This is a genomic window from Acidovorax sp. BL-A-41-H1, assembly GCF_051942715.1.
Window position 1 is genome coordinate 21,522 of the sequence record NZ_JBPVJQ010000006.1, and the last position, 20,969, is coordinate 42,490.

The window sequence follows — 20,969 nt, forward strand, 5'->3', positions numbered from 1 at the left end:
TTCGGTCATTGCGCCAGCGCGTCGGCGGTAGCGGCATCCAGCCGCCCGCTCTGCGGCAGGCCCTTGTCCTTCTGGAAGGCGCGCAGCGCTGCGGCCGTGCGCTGGCCCATGGCACCGTCGGGCGTGCCCGTGTTGTAGCCCAGGGCGTTCAGCCGGGCCTGTGCGTCGCGCAGTGGCATAGCCACGCCAGCCTGTGCGCCGGCGGCTGTACGGGCGGCCGATGTCTGCGCCGGTGGTGCAGCGCCATCCACAGCCAGCCGGCCGCCGCCACCCAGGCCCTGGCCGCGCACGCTCTGGGCCTTGTAGTTGCGCAGGGACACGACCATCTGGTTGAACGCATCCATGAAGGCCGCGGCAATGACCTTGCCCTCGGCCGTGTTGGAGTAGCCACCCATGCGCGCGCCGCCCGAGCCGCCCATCAGCTGGCCCATGGCCCCAAAGTCGGTTTTCGATGCGCTGCCTTCCGAGGCCGCCACCTGCACGCCCGAGCGGTTGTCGATCAGCGTGAGCAGTGCGCTCGCCTCCTTGGTGTTGAGGCTGCCGCCAATCACGGCCAGCAGGCCGCCCGCGCGCCCGCCCACCAGGCCGCCCAGCGATGCCGAGGCACCCCCGGCGTTGTTGTTCTGGAACACGATCTCGGGCGACAGGCCGTAGTCGGACGCCACCACCTGCCCCTGGCCAAACTGGCTGCCCTGGCGCATCTCGCCCGACTGCATCAGTGCGCGCTCGCGCGTCATGGCGTTCATGCCCGCGGCGCCGCGCTCCACCACCACAAAGCAGTTCGATTGCTGCACCAGCAGGCGCAGCAGGTTGGCAGTGGGCGGCAGGCGGTACTGGTCGCGCAGGATGGTGTACCAGCCGGCCTGCTGGTTTTCGATCAGCGATACGGTGCCCAGCGGGCTTTCGCAGCGCTCCAGCGCATCGCTGGCGTTGGCATTGGCGGCACCGGCCGCACTGCCCGTGGCCACGGTCTTGGCCTCGGCGCTGCCCATGCGCATGTTGGTGGTTTCGCAGCCACTGAGCAGCAGCGCAGCGGCCACGGCAGTGCCCACCGCGCACAGGCGCAGCGGGGCGAAAGAACGGGGTGAAGACGCAGCGGATACAGCGGGCTGCGGGCCCGCGGGAAAGGTGGTGGTCATGGTGGCGGGATGGGCTGCAAGCACAGCGAAAGGAAGGAACACAAAGTCCTGATCTTTCGCCGTGCCACCCGCACCCGGCAACCCGACTGAAGTAGGGTGCCGGCTGCCACTCACCCGGCCCGCTGCCCGCTACGGCGCCTGGCGGCGGCGTCAGCTGCTGCTGGACAACGCCGCGCCTTGCAGCTGCGCCAGCGTCACGAACTCCAGCGCGCGCGCATGCGTGCATTCCAGGACCACGGGCGGCGCCACACCGGCCTCGTAGGCTTCCTTCCATCGCAGGGCGCACAGGCACCAGCGGTTGTTGGGCCGCAGCCCTGCAAAACGGTATTCAGGCCGGGGGGTGACCAGGTCGTTTCCACGCGAGAGCGAAAAATCCAGAAACTCCTGCGTCATGCGCGCACAGATCACGTGGGTGCCGTGGTCGTGCTCGTCGGTGTTGCAGCAGCCGTCGCGGTAGAACCCGGTCAGCGGGTCGTAGGAGCAGGGCATCAGCATGGTGCCCAGAACGTTGAGTGCAGTCATGTCAGGTCGCAGGAGTTGGGGTTGAGATCAGGGATTCTTGCTGTGGGCGCATGACCGGTCAGCCATCCGCTCCGCGGCGGCGCAGCACCACCGTGATCTGACCATTGGTCTCGATGGTGGCGCGCTCCACCTCGTGTGCGTGCAGGCAGCCGCCCGCGCGCAGGGCTGCCTCCAGATCGTCGCGGGTCAGCAGCTCTTTGCGCATGACCGCCTGGTTCAGCTCGCCCTGGTGGATCAGCACCTGGGCCTTGCCATCCACCCAGCGCCCGACGCGCGGAAAATGGAATGCCAGCCGTGCCAGCGCCACATGCAGCAGCATCAGCGTGCTGGCCGACACCAGCCCGCCCACCAGCGAGTTGTCGCCCGCGTTCATCGAGTTTTGTACTGCGTTTGAAAGGATCAGCAGCAGGATCAGGTCAAACGGCTCGTACTGCACCGTCTGCCGCTTGCCCGACAGGCGCAGGAACACCAGCAAAAACAGGTACACCACCACGCCGCGCAGCACAAACTCCCACCACGGCACACTCATTTGCCACATTGCAAGGTTCCTCGTTGGATGCTTGGGTCGGGCCAGTCTACGGTGCGCGGCCTGACCCTGGTGCGCTGAGCGAGAATCCGGGGCAATTTCCCGCCCGGTCCCTGCACGGTGCGCCTTCACTGCCGGATGGCCCGGCGGGCACCGTCAGCTTCCGCCCTTACCGAAAGTACCCGCACCATGCAACGCCGCCAGTTCGTCCACACCAGCCTTGCGGGGGCGCTGCTGTGCGCTAGTGCTCAACACGCCCGGGCCCTGTCGCTGGGCGATCTCACCAACGCCGATGCGTCCAGCGGGGTGAAGGCCGCGCTGGGCCAGGGTGCGCAGGCGGCAGTGGCGCTGCTGGGCCGTACCGACGGCTTCCTGGGCAACCCGCAGGTGCGCATCGGCCTGCCCGGCTATCTGCAGGACGCGGCCAAGGTGCTCAAATCAATGGGGCAGGGGCGGCGGGTGGATGAGCTCGTCACCGCCATGAACCGCGCCGCCGAAGAGGCTGTGCCCATGGGCAAGGACCTCTTGGTCAAGGCCGTGCAGAACATGACCGTGACCGACGCCAAGAACATCCTCATGGGGGGCAGCACGTCGGTGACGGCGTTCTTCGCCGAGAAGACGCGGCTGCCACTGGGCGAGCGCTTTTTGCCCGTGGTCAACCAGGCCACCGAGAAAGTGGGCCTGACGCAAAAGTACAACGCCGTGGCCGGCAAGGCCGCGGGCTTCGGTCTGCTCAAGCCTGAAGAAGCCAACCTGGCCCAGTACGTCACCGGCAAGACGCTGGACGGCCTGTACTTCATGATCGGCGAGGAAGAGCGCCGCATCCGCCAGGACCCTGCAGGGGCCGGCAGCGCCATCGTGCGCAAGGTGTTTGGCACGCTGCGCTGACATCGCGCGCTCCCCGTTCCTGCCCCTTCCTTGCTCAGCCCGACCATCCCACATGCGATCCAGCCTCGCCAGCGCCACTGCTGCGCAACCCTGCCCCTGCGGGCGCCTGCATGGCAGCGGCAGCCGTGCCCGGCCGCTGGCCTATGCCGACTGCTGCGGCCGCTATGTCGACAGCGCCGTGGCGCCGGTCTCGCCCGCAGTGCCTGATGCGCCTGCGGCGGGCGCACCCGACGCCGAAAGCCTGATGCGTTCGCGCTACACCGCCTTTGTGCTGCAGCGCGCCGACTACCTGCAGGCCACCTGGCACCACACCACCCGCCCGGCTACGCTCGACTTTGAGCCCGGGGCCAGGTGGCTTGGCCTCACGGTGCGCAGCCACCGCCCCACCGGCGACGACCGCGCCGAAGTGGAGTTTGTGGCCCGCTACCGGGTGGGCGGCCGCGCGGTGCGCCTGCATGAGCGCAGCCGGTTCGTGCGCGAAGCGGGACAGTGGCTTTATGTAGATGGCGACCAGATGGACTGACTGCCAGTGCCAGTGACGCGGGCCCGCAGCGGCCCATGCACCCGGATGGCGTCTGGATAGCGCCTGGAGTGGCCCTGCAGGCACTCTCAGGCCCGTTTTTGAATGAAAAGTGCCTGTAGCGCTTGTTCTATTTGCCCTTAATGCTATGAAATTTGAAGCAATCCTGTTTGACTGCGATGGCGTGCTGGTGGACAGCGAACCCATCACCAACGGCGTGCTGTGCACCATGCTCAACGAAGCTGGCTGGCCCATCAGCCCGGCGCAGTGCATGGAGATCTTCATCGGCAAAACCGTGCGCAGCGAGGCCGCCCGCATCGAGGCCCACACCGGCCGCCCGCTGACGGATGCATGGATGGCCGAGTTCTACGCGCGCCGCAACACCCGCCTGGCCGACGAGCTGACCGCCATCGCCCACATCCACCCCGCCATCGAGCGCGTGCATGCGCACCACGGCGGGCGCATTGCCTGCGCATCGGGGGCAGACCGCTACAAGGTCGAGCTGCAGCTGGCCAAGGTGGGGCTGGCACCGTACTTTGAAGGGCGCATCTTCAGTGGCCATGAAATGCCCGCCACCAAGCCCGCGCCCGACGTGTACCTGGCCGCCGCTGCCGCCCTGCAGGCCAACCCCGCCCGCTGCGCCGTGGTGGAAGACACCGTCACCGGCGTGATGGCAGGCGTGGCCGCTGGCGCCACGGTGTATGCCTATGCGCCGCTGGGCCATGGTGAACCGCTGGTGGCGGCGGGCGCTGCCCACGTGTTTGCCAGCATGGCCGACCTGCCCGCCCTGCTGGGCTGCTGACCTGGAGACATCGCGATGACCCGCGCACGCATGGACCGGTTTCCAAGAATGGTGGCCGCACTGGCGCTGGTGCTGGCGGCGGCCTTGCTGGCGGGCTGCGCGTCGGGCAAGCCATGGATCAACGAGCCCCTGCCGCCCGAAGAGCAGAACCTGCCCGTGCGCAAGTCCGAGCGTGACCCGACCATGCTGGTGGCCATCACGCTGTCGGGTGGCGGTGCGCGGGCTGCGGCCTTCGGCTTTGGCGTGCTGACCGCCATGCAGGAAACGCGCTACCAGTGGAACGGCGAAGAGACCACGCTGCTGGACGCCACTGATGTGGTGAGCGGCGTATCGGGCGGGAGCATCGTGGCGGCCTACCTGGCGGCTCACGGCATCGACGGCCTGCCCCGGTTCGAGCAGGAGTTTCTGCGCGACAACTTCCAGAACAGCCTGATCACCCAGGCCCTGCGCCCGGGCAACCTGCTGGACCTGACCTCGCCCTGGCTGGGCCGCTCGCACCTGCTGGCGCGGCGGCTGGACGACCTCTACAAGGGCATGACCTTTGGCGACGTGGAGCGGCGCCCGCGCCACCCGCAGCTGTTCATCACCGCCACCGACATGTCGCTGGGCGCGGGCTTCGAGTTCACCTGGGAACAGTTTTCACTGATCTGCTCGGACCTGCGCAGCGTGCCGCTGTCGTTTGCGGTGGCGTCTTCATCGGCCGTGCCCCTGCTGCTCAGCCCCATGACGCTGCGCAACTACGCCGACCGCTGCCCGCCCCGGCAGCTGCCGCCGCGCGCCGCTGCGGCCGGTGCACCGGCCGACTACCGCGCCCGCCTGTACCGCGCGCACGAGCTGAGCTACACCGACGCCAAGAGCAAGCCCTACATCCACCTGGTGGATGGCGGCCTGGCCGACAACCTGGGCGTGCAGCGCCTGCTGGACCGCGCCCTGGCCGGCGGGGGCCTGCGCCAGACTTTCAGCGAGGTCGGCATACCTCCCGCCACCATCCGCAAGCTGGTGCTGATCACCGTGAATGCCGAGCGCGACCCGTCCGAAAGGATCGAGATGAGCGACCAGGTGCCCAACATGGCGCAGGTGGTGGACGCGTTGCTGTTCGGCTCCGGCGCCCGCGCCACGCGCGAGACGCAGGAGTTTCTGCGCGACATTACCCGCCAGTGGCGCCAGGCGCTGGCCTCTGGCGGCGCCACCGGTACGGACGCCTTCGCACCCGATGCCGAGATCCACGTCATCCCCGTCAACCTGCGCGACGCGCCGGACGACGTCGCCCGCCGCCGCCTGCTGCAAGTGCCCACGGCGTTCTCCATCACGCAGGATGAGGTCACTGATCTGATTGCCGCCGGCGGCAGCGTGCTGCGCAATGCGCCGGAGTTCCGGGCGCTGCTGCAGTCGCTGGAGCAACGCCCTGTGTCGCCAGCGGGGCTGCAGGCCATGGACTGACAGAGGCACACGCACAAGGAATCGCTGCCAACTGCACCCCGTCTGCTCTCAGGGCCGCACATCAGGCGCCGGTGTGTCCGGCACGTCCTGCTCGTCTGCCGCCTGCAACTGTGCCGCCATCGCCCGCTGGTATCCGGGCCGCTGCTGCAGCCGCTGCCAGTACGCCTGCGTGGCCGGGCCAAACTGCTCGTTCAGTTTCAGGTGCTGGGCCAGCAGCAGCGCATACCCCACCGCCACATCCGCCGCCGTGAAGCGGCCCGCGCACAGGTACTCGCCTCGCTGCAGCGCCGTCTCTACCGCCCGCAGCCTTGCCAGAAACCAGCGGCTGTAATCCTCCACCACCTGCGGCTGCTGCCGCTCTGCAGGCTCAAAGCGGCCATAGCGCAGCACCAGCGTCTGCGGAAACGTCAGTGTGGCATCGCTCATGTGCAGCCAGTTCAGGTACGCCCCGTAGGCCGGGTGGGTGGGCGCCACATCCAGCCCCGCATCCGGGTGCGTGGCTGCCAGGTACTGGCACATCGCCGCCGATTCGGTCATGCGCACATCGCCCTGCACCAGCAGCGGCACCGTGCCCAGCGGGTTCTCGTCCAGAAACCACCGGGCCTTGGCACGGGGCGGGAAGGGCAGCATGTGCAGGGTGTACGGGAGTTGCAGCTCTTCGAGCATCCACAGGGGGCGGAAGGAGCGAGCGCTGATGCAGTGGTGGAGGTGGAGCATGGGAATAGTTGCGTTCTCGAGGTGATTTTCCGTACCGCTTATTGGGGAGCTTGCGTCGGCGCCTTCCCGATGTACTGCCTTACGGCGGCAGTGCTGATCACTTATTCAGCCGGCTTCCAACAATGATTTCCAACCCACGAACAGACAGAAAAGTGCCCAAGAAAACCATTAATGCGATGCTGGCATGCAGGCCTAGGATGCTGTGAACAAACTGTAGCGTGCGCGTTGATATTGTTCCGAGAGAAATTTCGTATCCGATATATATCAATACGCCGCCCACAACGACTATGCCAGGGGCCAAATCCTTCAGTCGTGGCCTGTTGTTCTCCACATGCCGGTATTGGAGATCTCGCTTGGTCGAAGACTCATCGGCAAGGTACTTCTTTGCCAGCAGGTCCTTATGTCGGAGCAGCCAATAAACTGTCAGAAAGGTGGTTGTGAATGTGGCTGCAGTTGTGGTCACAACGAAGCTTGATAGGAACCCAAGATAAAGGGAAACCGATAGGCATAACCAAAGTATCGTTCGGACGCGTGTAAAGAGGTGCATAGGGCAAAAACAATACAGATGAAGGGCAAATTGGGTTGCCTGCAAGGCGAAGGCGCCTACATTCTCTTCGTGTTGCGAAACTCTGCCGGTGATTGCCCCGTCCACCCTCTGGACGCCCGGATAAAACTCTTCTCGTTCTCGAACCCCGCCGCCGCCTCCTCCACCTGATTGATAGGGCGTTGCGTACGGTGCAGCAACTCCACCGCGCGGGTGCGGCGCACTTCGTCCTGTGGGTTCTGTAGCGTGGCCCCTTCCTCCTTCAGCTTCCGGTGCAACGTGCGCGGCGACGCATGCAGCAGCGCAGCCAGTGATTCGGCACTGTATTGGGACAGGGCGTGTACGGGCTGGCCCGACTGGCAGTCGCGGCGGTATCGCAGCACAGTCAGGTGCCGGGCGTGCTGCAGCATCTATCGTGGGGTCTGTTCGCCCCGGCGCTGATGCAATGCTGGCGGTGGGGCATGGGCAGGGAAGGCTGATGAGGCTGATGAGGCTGACGGGGATATCGCCAGAGTCTAGAGGGCTACCTACACGCCACCCGGTTTGCATCCGGTCTCGCACGGCCGCGCCGCTTCGCGCCCGCTGCTCTTGCTCAGGCAGGCGCCTGACGACGCACCCAGTCCTGCAGGGCCTCGCCGCCGCCGATCAACCTGCCATTGACGAAAAGCTGCGGAACCGTGCGAGCGCCAGCGATGGCGCCCAGCGCGCGGGTGCGGATGCTGTGCGGCAGGTCCACCTCGGCAAAGGTGATCCCGGCGTCGTTCAGTGCATTTTTCGCCGCGGTGCAGAAAGCGCAGCCTTCGCGTGTGAGCAGTGCCACCTCGTCAGGCTGCTTTGCATCCTTGTTGACGTAGTGCAGCAGCGTGTCGGCATCCGACACCTCGAACGGATCGCCAGGCGCGTCGGGTTCGATGAACATCTTCTCGACCACTCCGTCCCGGACCAGCATCGAGTAGCGCCAGGACCGCTGGCCGAAATTCAGGTCGCTCTTGTCCACCAGCATGCCCATCTGACTGGTGAACGCTCCGTTGCCATCCGGCAGCAGAAAGACGTTGCTGCATTCCTGGCTCCTGGCCCATTCCTCCATGACAAAGGGGTCGTTCACGGCAACGCAGACGATCTCGTCCACCCCGTTCTCGCGAAAGACGGGAGCCAGTTCGTTGAAGCGGGGCAGGTGGGTGCTGGAGCAGGTCGGCGTAAAGGCGCCCGGCAGCGAAAAAACGGCCACCGTGCGGCCCTTGAAGAGCGCCTCAGTGCTGGTTTCCTTCCAGTCGCCGTCGGCGCGGTAACGGAACCTGACTTGTGGAACGGGTTGGCCCTCGCGGGACGCAGGTTGGGTCATGGGCGGCTTTCGGTGGGATCGGGCCGCATCTTCCGGGCAACGACCGCCTCCAGCTGTAGGCCATGGGCTGAATGCGCGGCATTTTTGCCCTACATCCGGGGTCAACCTTGCTCCACCGTGCCTCCGCTGCCCCCTCCCAAGCGCCGAAACTCCGCAGGCGACTGCCCCGTCCACCCCCGAAACGCCCGGATAAAACTTTTCTCGTTCTCAAAGCCCGCCGCCTCCGCCACCTGCTTGATCGGCCGCTGCGTGCGGTGCAGCAGCTCCACCGCACGCGTGCGGCGCACGTCGTCTTTCAGGCCCTGCAGCGTGGCGCCTTCTTCCTTCAGCTGGCGATGCAATGTGCGCGGCGACACATGCAGCAGCGCGGCCAGTGATTCGGCGCTGTGCTGCGGCAGAGCGTGCGCGGGCTGGCCTGGCAGCGGCACCGCCAGCAGCTGGCGCACGCGTTGCACCAGCAGGCGGTCGCGGCGGTAGTGCAGCACCGTAAGCGGCAGGGCGTGCTGCAGCATCTGGCGCAGGGCCTGTTCGTCGCGGCGCAGGGGCAGGTGCAGGTAGCGGGCGTCAAAGTGCAGGGCGGTGCGCGGCGCGTTGAAGGCGGCCGGGCTGCGGAACAGCACGGCGTATGCATCGGCATGGGGAGGCGCGGCAAATGCAAATTCGGCTGCGATCAGCGGAATGCGCGAGTCCACCATCCAGCACGCCAGGCCGTGGGCATTGCGCAGCACCGACACCAGGCAGAACTCGCGCAGCGGGCCCAGGTCGCGCGCCTCGGTGATCGTCACTGTGGCGGTGTCGCCGGTGGTGGTGAGGTGCAGCGTAATGTCATCCGCCAGCAAGCCGTGGTGGCGGCACCAGCGGGCCAGGGCCACCTGCAGCGTGGGCGAGCTGATGGATGCGCGCGCCAGCATGCCGTAGCTGCCCCAGGGCAGGCGGCGGCTGAACCAGCCCAGGGCCTCGTCGTCCAGCTCCTGCATGGCGGCGTCGGAGATCTGCTCCATCTGCCAGGCAGTGATGCGTGCGCTGTCGTCCTGCAGCAGCTGCGGCGCGATTTGTGCCTGGGCCAGGGCGCGTGCGGGGCTCAGGCCGCGCTGCGCGTAAGCCAGTGCGATGGCGCGCACGAAGGCTATCGGCGTAGCAGCAGGTGCGGCGGACGTGGCAGCTGGGGCTGCCGAGGGTGAGGGCAGGCGGGTGTGGGGCGGGGCGGGCGGTTTCACGCCGCAGAGTGTGCCAGCCGTGGCACGATTTGCAACCATTGTGGCAACCTCTCCGGGGTGCAGGCTTCTATGCTTGCAAACCGGCGCCCGAGACCCCCGTGGCCGGGCCGATGGCAAAGCCAAGGAGATAACACCCGTGACGAGTGCAGCCATAACCCACTCCGCCCCCCCCGTGGACAGCCACGCCCGTGGCGCCACGGATGTGCCCCTGATCGAGCAGACCATCGGCGCATTCTTTGCCGACATGGTGGCCCGCCAGCCCGACCGCGAGGCGCTGGTCAGCGTGCACCAGGGCCGCCGCTACTCCTACGCCCAGCTGCAGGCCGAGGCGCACCGCCTGGCCAGCGCATTGCTGGGCATGGGCCTGCAGCCCGGCGACCGCGTGGGCATCTGGTCGCACAACAACGCCGAATGGGTGCTGATGCAGCTGGCCACCGCGCAGGTGGGCCTGGTGCTGGTCAACATCAACCCGGCGTATCGCACGTCGGAGGTGGAATACGCGCTGAACAAGGTGGGCTGCAAGCTGCTGGTGACCATGGCGCGCTTCAAGACCAGCGACTACCTGGGCATGCTGCGCGAGCTGGCGCCCGAGTGGGCGCACGGCACACCCGGCCAGCTGGAGTCGCAACAGCTGCCCCTGCTCCATACGGTGGTGTGGATCGACGAAGCCGGGCAGGGTGCCGACGAGCCGGGCCTGCTCCGCTTTAGCGACCTAATCGCACGCGGCAACGCCGCCGACCCGCGCCTGGCCCAGTTGGCAGCCACGCTCAAGGCTACCGACCCCATCAACATCCAGTTCACCAGCGGTACCACGGGCTTTCCCAAGGGCGCCACGCTCACGCACCGCAACATCCTCAACAACGGGCTGTTCATCGGCGAGTGCATGAAACTCACGCCCGACGACCGCCTGTGCATCCCCGTGCCGCTGTACCACTGCTTTGGCATGGTGCTGGGCAACCTGGCCTGCCTCACGCACGGTGCCACCATCGTGTACCCCAACGACGGCTTTGACCCGCTGACGGTGCTGCAGACGGTGCAGGACGAGCGCTGCACCGGCCTGCATGGCGTGCCCACCATGTTCATCGCCGAGCTGGACCACCCGCGCTTTGCAGAGTTCAACCTGAGCACCCTGCGCACCGGCATCATGGCCGGCTCGCCATGCCCCACTGAGGTCATGAAGCGCGTGGTGGAGCAGATGAACCTGCGCGAAATCACCATTGCCTACGGCATGACCGAGACCAGCCCGGTGAGCTGCCAGAGCAGCACCGACACGCCGCTTATCAAGCGCGTATCGACGGTGGGCACCGTGCAGCCGCACCTGGAGATCAAGATCGTGGACCCCGAAACCGGCGCCGTGGTGCCGCGTGGCGCGCGCGGCGAGTTCTGCACCCGGGGCTATTCGGTGATGCACGGCTACTGGGGCGACGAAGCCAAGACCCGCGAGGCCATTGATGCCGAAGGCTGGATGCACACCGGCGACCTGGCCACCATGGACGACGAGGGCTACGTCAACATCGTCGGCCGCATCAAGGACATGGTGATCCGCGGCGGCGAGAACATCTACCCGCGCGAAATTGAGGAATTTTTGTACCGCCACCCGCAGGTGCAGGACGTGCAGGTGGTGGGCGTGCCCGACCAGAAGTACGGCGAAGAACTCTGCGCCTGGATCATCGCCAAGCCCGGCACGAAGCCCACCGAGGATGACATCCGCGCCTTCTGCAAGGGCCAGATTGCGCACTACAAGGTGCCGCGCTACATCCGCTTTGTCACCAGCTTTCCGATGACGGTGACGGGCAAGATCCAGAAGTTCAAGATCCGCGACGAGATGAAGGATCTGCTGGGCCTGGAAGAACAAAAGACTGCTTAAGGTAATGAAGCACCCCCTGAGCCGCTTCGCGTCTTCCCCCTCCAGGGGGACGCCGCCACTGGCCCGGCAAAGCCGGTTCCACGGCGGCCCGCGCCTGGCCTGCTCCGCGGCCTTCAGTGCCACCGGCCAGCCGGTGGCGCTACGTAATCCCAAGATATCGATGGAGCTTGCATGATTCTCGACACCCAACTCAACGCCCGCTCGGCGGACTTTCTGGCCAACGCGGCTGCCATGCGCACGCTGGTGGACGACCTGCGCGCCCAGCTCGACAAGGTGGCCCAGGGCGGTGGTGAGGCCGCCCGCGCCAAGCACACCGCACGCGGCAAGCTGCTGCCGCGCGAACGTGTACAGATGCTGCTGGACCCCGGCACGCCATTCCTTGAACTGGCGCCGCTGGCTGCGCTGAACATGTACAACAACGACGCACCCAGCGCGGGGCTCATCGCAGGCATTGGCCGCGTGAGCGGCGTGGACTGCATGATCGTGTGCAACGACGCCACGGTGAAGGGCGGCACCTATTACCCTCTCACCGTCAAGAAGCACCTGCGCGCGCAAGAGGTGGCGCAGCAGAACCACCTGACCTGCATCTACCTGGTGGACTCGGGCGGCGCGAACCTGCCCAACCAGGACGAAGTGTTCCCCGACCGCGACCACTTCGGTCGCATCTTCTTCAACCAGGCCAACATGAGCGCCATCGGCATCTCGCAGATCGCCGTGGTCATGGGATCGTGCACGGCGGGCGGCGCCTATGTGCCGGCCATGAGCGACGAGTCCATCATCGTCAAGAACCAGGGCACCATTTTCCTTGGTGGACCACCGCTGGTGAAGGCTGCCACGGGCGAGGTGGTGAGCGCCGAAGACCTGGGTGGTGGCGATGTGCACACGCGCCTGTCGGGCGTGGCTGACCACCTGGCGCAGAACGACATGCATGCGCTGCAGCTCGCCCGCAACGCCGTGCGCAATTTGAATAAAAACAAGCCGCAGGCCCCCGCAGATCAATCCCCCGCTGCTCCTAAATTTGCAGCAGAAGAGTTGTATGGCGTGATCCCCGTGGACACGCGCAAGCCGTTTGATGTGCGCGAGATCATTGCCCGCATCGTCGATGGCAGCGAGTTCGACGAGTTCAAGGCGCGCTACGGCACCACGCTGGTCACGGGCTTTGCGCGCATCGAGGGGATGATGGTCGGCATCATCGCCAACAACGGCATCCTGTTCAGCGAGTCGGCCCTGAAAGGCGCTCACTTCATCGAGCTGTGCTGCCAGCGCAAGATTCCGCTCGTCTTTCTGCAGAACATCACCGGCTTCATGGTGGGCCGCAAGTACGAAAACGAGGGCATTGCCCGCAACGGCGCCAAGATGGTCACGGCCGTGGCCACGGCGAGTGTTCCGAAGTTCACCATCATCATTGGCGGCAGCTTTGGCGCCGGCAACTACGGCATGTGCGGCCGGGCGTACAGCCCCCGCTTCCTTTGGATGTGGCCCAACGCGCGCATCAGCGTGATGGGCGGTGACCAGGCCGCCGGTGTGCTGGCCACCGTCAAGCGTGATGGCATTGAGGCCAAGGGCGGGCAGTGGACGATGGAAGAGGAAGAAGCCTTCAAGGCCCCCATCCGCCGCCAGTACGAAGACCAGGGCCACCCCTACTACGCCACGGCACGCCTGTGGGACGACGGCGTAATAGACCCCGCCGATACGCGCCGCGTGCTGGCGCTGGGCTTGGCGGCCACGCGCAACGCGCCGATTGAAGACACGAAGTTCGGCCTGTTCCGCATGTGATTGCGTAGACCTGCAGCGCCGCACCGCCATGCCCCTCTTTGCCCGCCTTGGCCCTACCCTCTGTGTGCAGCGTCTGCTGCTTTGCGCTGCTGCGTTGCTGGGCCCGGCGCTGGTCCATGCGGCGCCCGAGATGCAGCGCGTGGAAATACCGCTACCGTCCGGCACCGTGCTGCGCGCGCATTGGCTGCCCGCAGCCACGCAGACCGGGCTGCCTGCGCAGCCAGCCGTGATGGCATTGCATGGCTGCGGCGGCCTGTATGCCAAGGGCGGCGCGCTGTCGTCGCGCTACCGCGAGACGGCCGATACGCTGCACGCCGCAGGCTACGCCGTGCTCATGCCCGACAGCTTTGGCTCGCGTAACCTCAGCGACGTGTGCCAGACGCGCTACAGCGACCGAAGCGTGGGCGTGAACGACCGTGTGCAGGACGCCCGGGCCGCGCTAGTGTGGCTTGCTGCACAGCTGGGCGTGGACGCGCAGCGCATCGGGGTGATGGGTTGGTCCAACGGTGGCACCACCACCCTGAACCTGCTGGAGCAGCGCCGCGCCCATCCGCAGGCGGGCGAACCTTCGCTGGCCGGCGCTGCGGTGTTCTACCCGGGCTGCGTCCCCCTGCTCAAGCGCAAGGCAGAGATCGAAGGCGTGCCCCTGCTGATGCAACTGGGCGCGCTGGACGACTGGACCCCGGCCCAGCCCTGCGTGGACTGGGCCTCCACCCTGAAGGCCCGTGCGGGCACCGATGTCACGGTGCATGTGTACGAAGACAGCTATCACGGCTTTGACGGAACCACCCCCGTGCGTCTGCGCGGCGATGTGCCTAACGGCACCTCGGCCAAGGGCGTGCACCAGGGCGGCAACCCGCAGGCGCGCACGCAGTCGCTGGCGGCCCTGCAATCCTTCTGGAGCCGGGTGCTTGGCACCCGGGCGGCACCATGAATCCGACCCAACACTTCATGCTGCTGGCGCGCTACAACGCGTGGGCCACCGCCCGCCTGCTGGAGGCAGTAGCTGCCGTGCCCGACGCAGACTACCGGCGTAACGTGGGGCTGTTCTTTGGCAGCATCCACGGCACGCTCAACCACCTGCTGGTGGGCGAGCACCTGTTGTGGTTCGTGCGGTTTGACGAAGGCCGCTCGCCCGCCCTGGCGCTGGATACCGAGGCCGAGGCCGACCGTACTGCACTGGCACAGCGCCTGCGCGACGGCGTTGCGTGCTGGGAGCCGCTGATCACGCGCTGGCCCGCCGACCGCTGGGAGGGTGACCTGGCCTACACGACCACAAACGGCGAGCCGGTATCGATGCCCTTTGCGGCCACGCTGGCGCATGTGTTCAACCACGGCACGCACCACCGCGGCCAGATCACCGCCGCGCTCACGGCACTGGGCCATCCCTGCCCGGTGCTCGACCTGATTTACTTTCTGCGGGCCGAACAGGCCGCAGCCATGCCATGAGCCAAAACCTGCACATCACCTACGAAGGCGCGGTGGCGCGCATCACCCTCGCGCAGCCCGAAATCCGCAACGCTTTCAGCGACGAAGTCATTGCCGAGATCACCGCAGCGTTCATCGAAGTGGGCAGCCGCACCGACGTGCGCGCCGTGGTGCTGGCTGCGCAGGGCCCCGCGTTTTGCGCCGGTGCCAACCTCAACTGGATGCGGCGCATGGCCGACTACACGCGCGATGAAAACATCGCGGACGCGGACAAGCTGGCCGAGATGCTGCGCGTGATCTACGAGTGCCCCAAGCCCACCATCGCTCGCGTGCAAGGTGACGTGTACGCCGGTGGCATGGGCCTGGTGGCCGCATGCGACATGGCGGTGGCGGTGGACACGGTGGGCTTTTGCCTCAGCGAAGTGAAGCTGGGCCTCATTCCCGCCACCATCAGCCCGTATGTGATCCGTGCCATGGGCGCACGCGCCGCGCACCGCTACTTCCTCACGGCCGAGCGCTTTGGCGCGTTTGATGCGCTGCGCATTGGTTTTGTGCACGAGGTGGTCGCGGCCGACCAGCTCGACGCCAAGGTGGACGAGCTGCTCAAGGCACTGACTGCCGCCAGCCCCAACGCAGTGCGCGTGTGCAAGAAGCTGGTCATCGATGTGGCTGAGCGTGAGATCAATGCCGGGCTGATCGCCGCTACGGTGCAAGGCATCGCCGAAATCCGTGCCAGCGATGAGGGCAAGGAGGGCGTGCAGTCCTTCCTTGCCAAGCGCAAGCCCAACTGGTTGGGCTGACCGGTATCGCCCATGGACACCCTCTGGTTCAACATCGTGCAGTGGCTCCACACGCTGGGGCTGCATGTCGATGGCGGCACCGCACGCGCCGTGGGCGACGCTGCGGCCACCGCCACCGCGCAGCTCGACATGCACGGCCTGATGGCGCTGGCGGCTGCACTGGGCTGGGCCAGCGGGTTCCGGCTGTATGCCGTGGTTTTTCTGGTCGGAATGATGGGTGTGCTGGGCTGGATGCCGCTGCCGCCGGGCCTGGCCATGCTGGAGCATCCGCTGGTGTTGCTCGTCAGTGGCTTCATGCTCATGGTGGAGTTTTTTGCCGACAAGGTGCCGTGGGTGGACAGCGCGTGGGACGCCATCCACGCCTTCATCCGCGTGCCGGCCGGTGCCGCATTGGCCTACGGCGTGTTCGGTGCCGACAACGCCACCATGGCCGTGGTGGCGGGGCTGCTGGGTGGGTCGCTGTCGGCCACGGCGCTGGCCACCAAGATGACCACGCGCGCGGCGGTGAATACCTCGCCTGAACCGTTTTCCAACTGGGGCCTGTCGTTCCTGGAAGACGGCCTGGTGGTCGCGGTGGTGTGGCTGGCCACGCAGCATCCAGTGGCGTTCGGCTTTGCACTGGTCGTGATGGTGGTGGTGTCGGTGTTGCTGCTGCTGGTGCTGTTCAAGTTTCTGCGCGCCGTGGTGCGGCGCCTGTCTTCTTTCTTTTCTGGTTCTGCCAAGGTGGCCTAAATGTTCAACAAAATCCTGATTGCCAATCGTGGGGAAAACGGTTGCTTGCCAACCGTTTCGATAAATCGCATGGCACGCGCAGCGTGCGCAGGCGATCTCGCCGCAGGAGGGCACCATGTTTAAAAAGATCCTCATTGCCAACCGCGGCGAGATTGCCTGCCGAGTGGCTGCTACGGCAAAGCGCCTGGGCGTGAAGACCGTCGCCGTGTACTCCGATGCCGACGCCAGTGCCAAGCACGTCGCCGTGTGCGATGAGGCCGTGCACATTGGCGGCAGCGCCCCCAAGGAAAGCTACCTGCGCTGGGAGCGCATCATCGAAGCCGCCCAGGCCACGGGGGCGCAGGCCATTCACCCGGGCTATGGCTTCCTGAGCGAAAACGAAGACTTTGCGCAGGCCTGTGCCGCCGCGGGCCTGGTCTTTATCGGTCCCCCCGCCTCGGCCATCAAGGACATGGGGCTCAAGGCCGAGTCCAAGCAGCTGATGGAAAAGGCTGGCGTGCCGCTGGTACCCGGCTACCACGGCAGCGACCAGGACCCGGCCCTGCTGCAGCGCGAGGCCGACCGCATTGGCTACCCCGTGCTCATCAAGGCCAGCGCGGGCGGCGGCGGCAAGGGCATGCGCGCGGTGGACAAGGCAGAGGACTTTGCGGCCGCGCTCGAATCGTGCAAGCGCGAAGCCATCAACAGCTTTGGCGACGATGCCGTGCTGGTGGAGAAATACGTGCAGCGCCCCCGCCACATCGAGATCCAGGTGTTTGGCGACACACACGGCAACTGCGTGTACCTGTTCGAGCGTGACTGCTCAGTGCAGCGCCGCCACCAGAAGGTGCTGGAAGAAGCCCCCGCCCCTGGCATGACGCCCGCGTTGCGCCGGCAGATGGGTGAGGCCGCCGTGGCCGCCGCCAAGGCCGTGAACTATGTGGGCGCGGGCACGGTGGAATTCATCGTGGAGCAGCCGGGCGGCTATGAAAAGCCCGAAGACATGAAGTTCTTCTTCATGGAGATGAACACCCGTCTGCAGGTGGAGCACCCCGTGACGGAAGCCATCACGGGCCTGGACCTGGTGGAGTGGCAGCTGCGCGTGGCCTCGGGCGAGCCGCTGCCGCTCAAGCAGCAAGACTTGCGCATCCACGGCCATGCCATCGAGGCGCGCATCTGCGCCGAGAATCCCGACAACAACTTCCTGCCCGCCACCGGTGCGCTCAACGTGTATGCGCTGCCCGAGTGCGTGACGTTTGAACGGGGTGCTGTTCGTGTGGACTCTGGCGTGCGCCAGGGTGATGCGATCAGCCCGTTCTACGACTCCATGGTGGCCAAGCTCATCGTGCACGGCGACACGCGCGAGCAGGCGCTGGCGCGGCTCGATGAAGCGCTGGCGCAGACCCACATCGTCGGCTTGGCCACCAACGTGCAGTTTTTGCGACGCGTGGCGCGCACGGACGCGTTTGCGCAAGCCAGGCTCGATACGGCGCTGATCCCGCGCGAACAGGCCGTGCTGTTTCACCAGGAGCCCGTGGGCCTGCCGCTGGCCGCTGCGGCCGCCGTGGCGCAGACCCTGCTGCACGAGCGCGCCAGCGAAGGCGTGGACCCGTTCAGCCGCCGCGATGGTTTCCATACCCATGGCGTGGTGCAACGCCGCTTTGAATTCGAGTTTGGTGGCGAGCACGCCAAGGCGCTGCTGACGTATGAGCGTGGCGGCAGCCTGCACCTGGCCGTAGGCGAGGGCGCCGCGCAGGTGGCGGGGCCGCTGGTATTCAGCGCGGTGGCGCAAGGCATCGCGCTGCAGTTTGCCGGCCAGCGCACCCGTGCCGCCGTGTATGCGCAGGGCGAGGTGGACCACATCTTCACCCCGCTGGGCGCCACGCAGATCACGGCCATCGACCTGCTGGCCCATGCGGGCGAGGCCGCGGCCGAAGGGGGGCGCCTGACGGCCCCCATGCCTGGCAAGGTCGTGTCGTTTGCCGTGAAGGCGGGCGACAAGGTGGCCAAGGGTCAGCCGCTGGCCGTGATGGAAGCCATGAAGATGGAGCACACCATTGCCGCGCCGGCCGACGGCGTGGTGGCCGAACTGCTTTACGCGCCGGGCGACCAGGTGACCGAAGGCGCCGAGCTGCTCAAGCTGGTGGCGGCCGAAAAGGCGTAACAGCGGTGGATGCGCCTTGCGCGTGACAGCGTGGCGCGCGCAATCCCGTTACCCTTGCACGCCATGAAAATCACCTTTTGCTGTACCGACACCAAGCCCGAGCCCTGGCTGCAGGGTCTGGCCGCCGCGCTGCCTGATGCCGATATTTCCGTGTGGCAACCGGGTGCCCCCCAGGCCGACTACGCCGTGGTCTGGGCACCGCCCCAGCAGTTCATGGACGAGCAGCCGGGGCTCAAGGCGCTGTTCAACATCGGCGCGGGGGTGGATGCGCTGCTCAAGCTCAAGCTCCCGCCCAATGCACTGGTGGTGCGCCTGGATGATGCCGGCATGGCCGTGCAGATGGCCGAATACGTGTGCCATGCGGTCATCCGCCACTTTCGCGAATTTGATGGGTACGAGGCCGACACGGCCGCTGGCCGCTGGGGCTACCGCAAGCCGCGCCTGCGCAGCGATTACCCCATCGGCGTAATGGGCCTGGGCGTACTGGGCGAGCGGGTGGCCAAGGCATTGGCCCAGTTTGACTTTCCCATCAACGGCTGGAGCCGCAGCCCCAAGGCCATCGACGGTGTGCGGGCCTTCACCGGGGCAGGGCAGTTCAACGACTTTCTGGCCGCCAGCCGCGTGCTGGTCAATCTGCTGCCGCTCACGCCCGACACGGCCAATGTCATCAACAAGGACACCCTTGCCCGCTTGCAACCGGGCGCCTACGTCATCAATGTGGCGCGTGGCGCGCACCTGGTGGACGAAGACTTGCTGGCCACCATCGACAGCGGCCACGTGGCGGGAGCCACGCTGGATGTGTTTCGCACCGAGCCGCTGCCTGCGGGCCATGCTTTCTGGACGCACCCGCGGATCACCGTCACGCCCCACACCTCGGCGCGCACGCTGCGTGATGAAAGCATCGCCCAGATTGCGCGCAAGATGGTGGCGCTGGAGCAGGGCGGGGCCGTGGCCGGGGTGGTGAACCCGGGTCGCGGGTACTGACCCTCGGGCATCGGTTTCGCAGCGCAGAGAATGGCAACATGAGCACCTTCACGTTACGCCGCTTGCTGGGCCCCTTGGGCTGGATCCTGCTGGTGCCCAGCCTTCTCACGGGGCTGGGTGCGGCGTGGATGCTGGCTTCTGGCCTGAACATGATGGGCGGCACGCACACCACCCAAGGCCGGGTGGTGGCGCATGAGGAAATCAGCACGGGCCCCACGCACCGGCGGGGGCTTGCCAAGAAGAGCGTGGTCGAGTTTGTGGCCAGTGACGGGCGGCGAATGACTTTCACGGATCCGGTTGCGCGACAGCAGCAGGCGATCCACAAGGTGGGCGAAACCGTGTCGGTGCGCTACTCTGCCCAGAACCCGTTGCAGGCCGAAATCAGCGGGTCCACCGCCGTCAAGATCGTGGCCGGTGCCGTGATGCTGCTGGCCAGCGCCATTGGCATCGCAGCGGGCTGGCTGTTGCTGCGCCTGCGTTCCAGACCGGCCGCATAGCCCCCTGCGCTGCCATGCGCAAAAGGGCATGCGCCCGGTTCAATCCACCGTCACACCGGCATCACGCACCAGCTTGCCCAGGCGCTGCGCGTCGGCCTTGATGAGCGCGCCGAAATCTGCCGCTGTGCCCGCCACCACCGGCGTGCCAATGGCTTCCCACTTGGCGCGAAAGGCGGGCTCCTTGAAGATCGCATTGACTGTGGCGTTGAGCTTGTCAACCGTGGCCTGCGGTGTGCCTGCGCGCACTGCAATGCCGTGCCAGCCGGTGATCTGGTAGCCCGCGATGCCGGCCTCGGCCATGGTGGGCACGTTGGGCAGCACCTTGGCACGCTCGCTCGATGTGACGGCCAGCGGTATCAGCTTGCCCGCCTGGATGTGGGGCAGCGAGCTGCCCACGATATCGAACATCACGTTCACCTGGCCGCCGATCAGGTCGTTGAGCGCAGGGCCCGCGCCGCGGTAGGGAATGTGCCCCATCTTCACGCCGACCGTTGTGTTGAAAAGCTCGCCCGCCAGGTGCTGCGGCGTCCCGTTGCCGGCGGATGCGTAGCTCAGCACCGGCTTGCCGGCCTTCGCCATCGCCAGGAATTCGGCCAGAGTCTTCACGCCCAATGACGGATGCACTTCGAGCACCAGCGGGAACGCCGACAGCTGGATCACCGGCACCAGGTCATTGAGCGGGTTGAACGGCATGCTGGCGTACAGCGACGGGTTCACCGCCATGGGGCCGCTGGCAGCCAGCAGCAGGGTGTGGCCGTCGGCGGGGGCCTGTTTGGCCACCTCAGCGCTGCCGGTGTTGCCGCCCGCGCCGCCCTTGTTGTCCACCACCACCGGCACGCCCAGACGGCTTTGCAGTTCGGGCTGCAGCATGCGGGCCATCAGGTCGGTGGGGCCGCCGGGCGGGTAGGGCACCACGAAGCGGATGGTCTTGCTGGGGAAGGCCGTGGCCGCCGTCTGCGCGGCAGCGTGGCCTGCCATGCCCAGTGCCAGCGGTACGGCAAAGGCGGCATGCAGAACGGCGCGACGAGTGGGTCTGATGGCGGTTGAAAGGGCGGTGGAAATGGTGTTTGCAGTGTGCATGTCTG

The 20,969-nt window shown here is 66.6% G+C and carries 20 protein-coding genes and 1 pseudogene; 13 read left to right on the forward strand and 8 right to left on the reverse strand.

Annotated elements, in window-relative coordinates:
• Nucleotides 1-5: 5 nt before the first annotated feature.
• From ACTPOI_RS13360 to ACTPOI_RS13370, 3 genes are all read right to left on the reverse strand, one after another.
• Nucleotides 6-1,139 (reverse strand): peptidoglycan-binding protein, encoded by a 1,134-nt coding sequence (locus ACTPOI_RS13360; protein ID WP_440109527.1) that lies wholly within the window; start codon nt 1,137-1,139, stop codon nt 6-8.
• 150 nt (nt 1,140-1,289) lie between these two features.
• Nucleotides 1,290-1,661 (reverse strand): DUF2237 family protein, encoded by a 372-nt coding sequence (locus ACTPOI_RS13365; protein ID WP_440109529.1) that lies wholly within the window; start codon nt 1,659-1,661, stop codon nt 1,290-1,292.
• Nucleotides 1,662-1,719: 58 nt separating this feature from the next.
• Nucleotides 1,720-2,199 (reverse strand): DUF421 domain-containing protein, encoded by a 480-nt coding sequence (locus ACTPOI_RS13370; protein ID WP_440109531.1) that lies wholly within the window; start codon nt 2,197-2,199, stop codon nt 1,720-1,722.
• Between the two features lie 177 nt (nt 2,200-2,376).
• Between ACTPOI_RS13370 and ACTPOI_RS13375 the strand changes: the two genes are divergently transcribed.
• From ACTPOI_RS13375 to ACTPOI_RS13390, 4 genes are all read left to right on the forward strand, one after another.
• Nucleotides 2,377-3,075, forward strand: coding sequence for a DUF4197 domain-containing protein (locus ACTPOI_RS13375; protein WP_440109533.1), 699 nt, complete (start codon nt 2,377-2,379; stop codon nt 3,073-3,075).
• Nucleotides 3,076-3,127: 52 nt separating this feature from the next.
• Nucleotides 3,128-3,598: a YchJ family protein gene (locus tag ACTPOI_RS13380; RefSeq protein WP_440109535.1), complete on the forward strand. Its 471-nt coding sequence runs from the start codon at nt 3,128-3,130 to the stop codon at nt 3,596-3,598.
• A 145-nt stretch (nt 3,599-3,743) separates the two neighbouring features.
• On the forward strand, nt 3,744-4,397 hold the full coding sequence (locus tag ACTPOI_RS13385; protein ID WP_440109537.1) for an HAD family hydrolase: 654 nt from the start codon (nt 3,744-3,746) through the stop codon (nt 4,395-4,397).
• A gap of 15 nt (nt 4,398-4,412) precedes the next feature.
• Nucleotides 4,413-5,837, forward strand: coding sequence for a patatin-like phospholipase family protein (locus ACTPOI_RS13390; RefSeq protein WP_440109539.1), 1,425 nt, complete (start codon nt 4,413-4,415; stop codon nt 5,835-5,837).
• Nucleotides 5,838-5,885: 48 nt separating this feature from the next.
• Here ACTPOI_RS13390 and ACTPOI_RS13395 read toward each other — a convergent pair whose 3' ends face one another.
• The 4 genes and pseudogenes from ACTPOI_RS13395 to ACTPOI_RS13410 all read right to left on the reverse strand — a co-directional run bounded on the left by ACTPOI_RS13395 (nt 5,886) and on the right by ACTPOI_RS13410 (nt 9,696).
• Nucleotides 5,886-6,554 carry a glutathione S-transferase family protein gene (locus tag ACTPOI_RS13395; RefSeq protein ID WP_440109541.1) on the reverse strand — a complete coding sequence of 223 codons (669 nt, stop codon included), beginning with the start codon at nt 6,552-6,554 and terminating at the stop codon, nt 5,886-5,888.
• 603 nt (nt 6,555-7,157) lie between these two features.
• A pseudogene (locus tag ACTPOI_RS13400) lies at nt 7,158-7,508 on the reverse strand (helix-turn-helix domain-containing protein); the annotation flags it as partial.
• A 182-nt stretch (nt 7,509-7,690) separates the two neighbouring features.
• Nucleotides 7,691-8,440 carry a glutathione peroxidase gene (locus ACTPOI_RS13405; RefSeq protein ID WP_440109543.1) on the reverse strand — a complete coding sequence of 250 codons (750 nt, stop codon included), beginning with the start codon at nt 8,438-8,440 and terminating at the stop codon, nt 7,691-7,693.
• Nucleotides 8,441-8,541: 101 nt separating this feature from the next.
• A complete protein-coding gene (locus ACTPOI_RS13410; RefSeq protein ID WP_440109545.1) occupies nt 8,542-9,696 on the reverse strand; it encodes an AraC family transcriptional regulator in 1,155 nt (384 codons plus the stop codon).
• A 97-nt stretch (nt 9,697-9,793) separates the two neighbouring features.
• Between ACTPOI_RS13410 and ACTPOI_RS13415 the strand changes: the two genes are divergently transcribed.
• The 9 genes from ACTPOI_RS13415 to ACTPOI_RS13455 all read left to right on the forward strand — a co-directional run bounded on the left by ACTPOI_RS13415 (nt 9,794) and on the right by ACTPOI_RS13455 (nt 19,884).
• Nucleotides 9,794-11,524 (forward strand): AMP-binding protein, encoded by a 1,731-nt coding sequence (locus ACTPOI_RS13415; RefSeq protein WP_440109547.1) that lies wholly within the window; start codon nt 9,794-9,796, stop codon nt 11,522-11,524.
• 171 nt (nt 11,525-11,695) lie between these two features.
• Nucleotides 11,696-13,300, forward strand: coding sequence for a carboxyl transferase domain-containing protein (locus ACTPOI_RS13420; protein WP_440109549.1), 1,605 nt, complete (start codon nt 11,696-11,698; stop codon nt 13,298-13,300).
• A gap of 28 nt (nt 13,301-13,328) precedes the next feature.
• Nucleotides 13,329-14,234 (forward strand): dienelactone hydrolase family protein, encoded by a 906-nt coding sequence (locus ACTPOI_RS13425; RefSeq protein WP_440109551.1) that lies wholly within the window; start codon nt 13,329-13,331, stop codon nt 14,232-14,234.
• Nucleotides 14,231-14,749: a DinB family protein gene (locus ACTPOI_RS13430; protein ID WP_440109553.1), complete on the forward strand. Its 519-nt coding sequence runs from the start codon at nt 14,231-14,233 to the stop codon at nt 14,747-14,749. Before ACTPOI_RS13425 ends, ACTPOI_RS13430 begins: the two co-directional genes overlap by 4 nt.
• A complete protein-coding gene (locus ACTPOI_RS13435) occupies nt 14,746-15,528 on the forward strand; it encodes an enoyl-CoA hydratase/isomerase family protein (RefSeq protein WP_440109555.1) in 783 nt (260 codons plus the stop codon). Before ACTPOI_RS13430 ends, ACTPOI_RS13435 begins: the two co-directional genes overlap by 4 nt.
• 12 nt (nt 15,529-15,540) lie before the next feature.
• Nucleotides 15,541-16,260: a DUF4126 domain-containing protein gene (locus ACTPOI_RS13440; RefSeq protein ID WP_440109557.1), complete on the forward strand. Its 720-nt coding sequence runs from the start codon at nt 15,541-15,543 to the stop codon at nt 16,258-16,260.
• A 115-nt stretch (nt 16,261-16,375) separates the two neighbouring features.
• Complete coding sequence (locus ACTPOI_RS13445; protein WP_440109559.1) at nt 16,376-18,403, forward strand: acetyl/propionyl/methylcrotonyl-CoA carboxylase subunit alpha; 2,028 nt, start codon at nt 16,376-16,378, stop codon at nt 18,401-18,403.
• A 63-nt stretch (nt 18,404-18,466) separates the two neighbouring features.
• The gene (locus ACTPOI_RS13450; RefSeq protein WP_440109560.1) at nt 18,467-19,387 is read left to right on the forward strand and encodes a 2-hydroxyacid dehydrogenase; all 921 of its coding nucleotides are present in this window, start codon (nt 18,467-18,469) and stop codon (nt 19,385-19,387) included.
• Between the two features lie 38 nt (nt 19,388-19,425).
• Nucleotides 19,426-19,884: a DUF3592 domain-containing protein gene (locus tag ACTPOI_RS13455; protein ID WP_440109562.1), complete on the forward strand. Its 459-nt coding sequence runs from the start codon at nt 19,426-19,428 to the stop codon at nt 19,882-19,884.
• 39 nt (nt 19,885-19,923) lie between these two features.
• Here the strand turns inward: ACTPOI_RS13455 and ACTPOI_RS13460 are convergent, their stop codons facing one another.
• A complete protein-coding gene (locus tag ACTPOI_RS13460) occupies nt 19,924-20,964 on the reverse strand; it encodes a Bug family tripartite tricarboxylate transporter substrate binding protein (RefSeq protein WP_440109564.1) in 1,041 nt (346 codons plus the stop codon).
• Between the last annotated feature and the right edge of the window lie 5 nt (nt 20,965-20,969).